Source organism: Streptomyces alkaliterrae (genome assembly GCF_007097205.2).
Classification (GTDB): Bacteria; Actinomycetota; Actinomycetes; order Streptomycetales; family Streptomycetaceae; genus Streptomyces; species Streptomyces alkaliterrae.
This window is the reverse complement of the sequence record NZ_VJYK02000530.1, coordinates 1-2,079: the sequence shown is the minus strand read 5'-3', so window position 1 is coordinate 2,079 and position 2,079 is coordinate 1. Positions and strand designations below refer to the sequence as shown.

The 2,079-nt window shown below is 72.8% G+C and carries 3 protein-coding genes; 1 reads left to right on the top strand and 2 read right to left on the bottom strand.

The window, feature by feature from the left end; all coding sequences use genetic code 11:
* A partial coding sequence (locus FNX44_RS26460; protein ID WP_143651505.1) for a helix-turn-helix domain-containing protein occupies positions 1-313 on the bottom strand: 313 nt, incomplete at its 3' end.
* 153 nt (positions 314-466) lie between these two features.
* On the opposite strand from FNX44_RS26460, the gene FNX44_RS26455 reads away from it, so the two are divergent.
* Complete coding sequence (locus tag FNX44_RS26455) at positions 467-1,054, top strand: peptidoglycan-binding domain-containing protein (protein ID WP_143651504.1); 588 nt, start codon at positions 467-469, stop codon at positions 1,052-1,054.
* Between the two features lie 372 nt (positions 1,055-1,426).
* On the opposite strand, the gene FNX44_RS29305 is transcribed toward FNX44_RS26455, so the two are convergent.
* Positions 1,427-2,079, bottom strand: a 653-nt coding sequence (locus FNX44_RS29305) for a DUF2690 domain-containing protein (protein ID WP_143651503.1), incomplete at its 5' end; no start/stop codon positions are given.

Here is a 2,079-nt window from a genome sequence, read left to right as displayed (position 1 = left end):
GGGCGATGGAGGCGTGGTCGCGAGTGGGCGGGGTGGTGCGGCCGCGGCCGGACCAGGCGTACTCGGCGAGTTCCCACAGCGCCAGCAGCCGGGCGCGGTCGGTGCCCGTTCGCGTGGCCAACGCCTCCACCGCCTGGCGCGGCGGGAGTTGTGCGCCGTTGAGGCAGCGCTCCCAGGAGGACCTGCTGTAGGCGGTCGCGTCGGCCAGCGCCGAGAGGCTGAGGTCCGCCACGTCCTTTGCCCGGCGCATCTCGGTCACCAGGCGGCGCACGTCGGGATGTACGCGCTCGGGCAGTGGCTTCCATTCGGCCATCCGCGTCTTCCCCCACTTCGATGCGGTGTCAGATGTCCCCGCTGCTCCGGGTGGTCGAGTCCGGTAGCTGAGGTTCCGGTATGCGGCTCTCCACGGTGACGGTATCCATGCGCAATGTGTGCAAAACAGGCGTGTAGGGAGTAGGAAGGGCGCATGTGCTCACGTTTGGCGCGGCTGCGCGCCGTGGCGCTTGTGCTGACGGGGGTGGTGACGGCGACGGTCGGGGGATGCGCCCAGACCGGCGACCCGGCCACCGCCTCGTCGTCGCCCACCGCCTCGTCGTCGCCCGCCGCTTCCGACACCCGCTACGTGCGCGGCGACGGCCCGCTCGCCGACGACTGGAAGGACGAGGGCCTGCTCGGCGAGGACCTGCCCGAGCGCAGCGACCTCGCCGCGATGTGGCAGACCATCCTGTGGGCCGACGGCTACCTGGACCGGTCCGCCATCGACTGCCACCACGCCGGTGCCACGCTGCGCGCGACGCGCGCCTGGCAGTCCAACAACAGGCTGCCGGCCGACGGGATCGTCGGGCCGCTCACCTTCGGCGCCGCCGGAGAACGTCTGGTCAGGGGCGCCGACGGCCTGGTGGTCTACCGCGGCGAACGGCACCGGGTGCCGTTCCGGCGGGCGGACGACGGCAGATACCTCGTGGAGGACTCCGGCACCTACCGCCCGCTGCGCCGGGACCGCGCCACCCTGCGGATCTGCCAACGACAGGGCGCCGACCAGCCGACCGGTTGACCGCTGGCGCTCGGAACGCAAGGCGGGGGCTTTCGACGCGTGCGTCAGACCGACGCGGTCGTCGAGGACCGGTACGAAGAGGTTCGCCGTCTCGACGTAGTGCCGAAACGATGGCCAGGAGAACCTGCTCACCTTGAGCACCGTGGTGCAGTGCAGAAACCGATGAACGCCCCGGTGGTAACGATCTCGGGCGCCTCGAGCGTCAGGCCGACCACGCCTACGGCCACCGTGATCAGCCCGGGCCGGCGGACAGGTCAGCTCGACACCGGTCGACAACCGGCCCACCCCTCGACCGCCATCCGCTGTCGCGGGAATCGTAGTTGTCCCGTCGGGCACCTCTGACCTGGGGTTGAAGGGACTGCAGCCCCGCGGTCAGTCCGACCAGCTGCGGTCGTGGGCGGCTACGCAGATCTGCCCGCCGTTGACGAGCGCGCACACCTGAACGCCCGTCGCGTGGCTGTCGACCACAGGAACCATGCGGGTGCGGGCGGCGCCGGACGGCTCGCGGCGTTGGCCGAAGTCGGGGGCGCTGACGGTCAGTCCGTCCGTGCCGCGTGGCGGGTCCACCTCGCCCCACGCGGCGCGGCAGCCCGGGCTGTGGAACAGCTGCACCCGGTGGCCCCGCCGGTCGTGGCGGCCCAGCACTCGGGCGTCGGCGAGGCAGCCCTCCGGTTCCGGGGCCCGGCCCGCGCACTGCTCCCCGCGACAACCCGCCGCACCCGGGCCGACGGCCGGCGGGCTGCTCGCGGACGGAGGCAGCGGCCACGGCCACTCCACGCCGCCGCCTCCGGTGGAGTGCGGTAAGGCCGCGAGCAGGGCGAACGTGCAGGCCGCGACGGCCGCCCTGCCGAGCCGACGGGTGGGGCTCGGGTTCTGGCTTCGGCTTGGACTCGGGCTTTGGCTCCGGTGCTGGCTCTGGTTCTGGTTCTGGCTCTGGTTCGCGGTCGCTTTCGGTGCGGGAGCGGGCATTCCGGCGTCGTCCCCTGCGGGGTCCTCGGCAGTGGTGGCGGTGGTGGCGGTGGTGG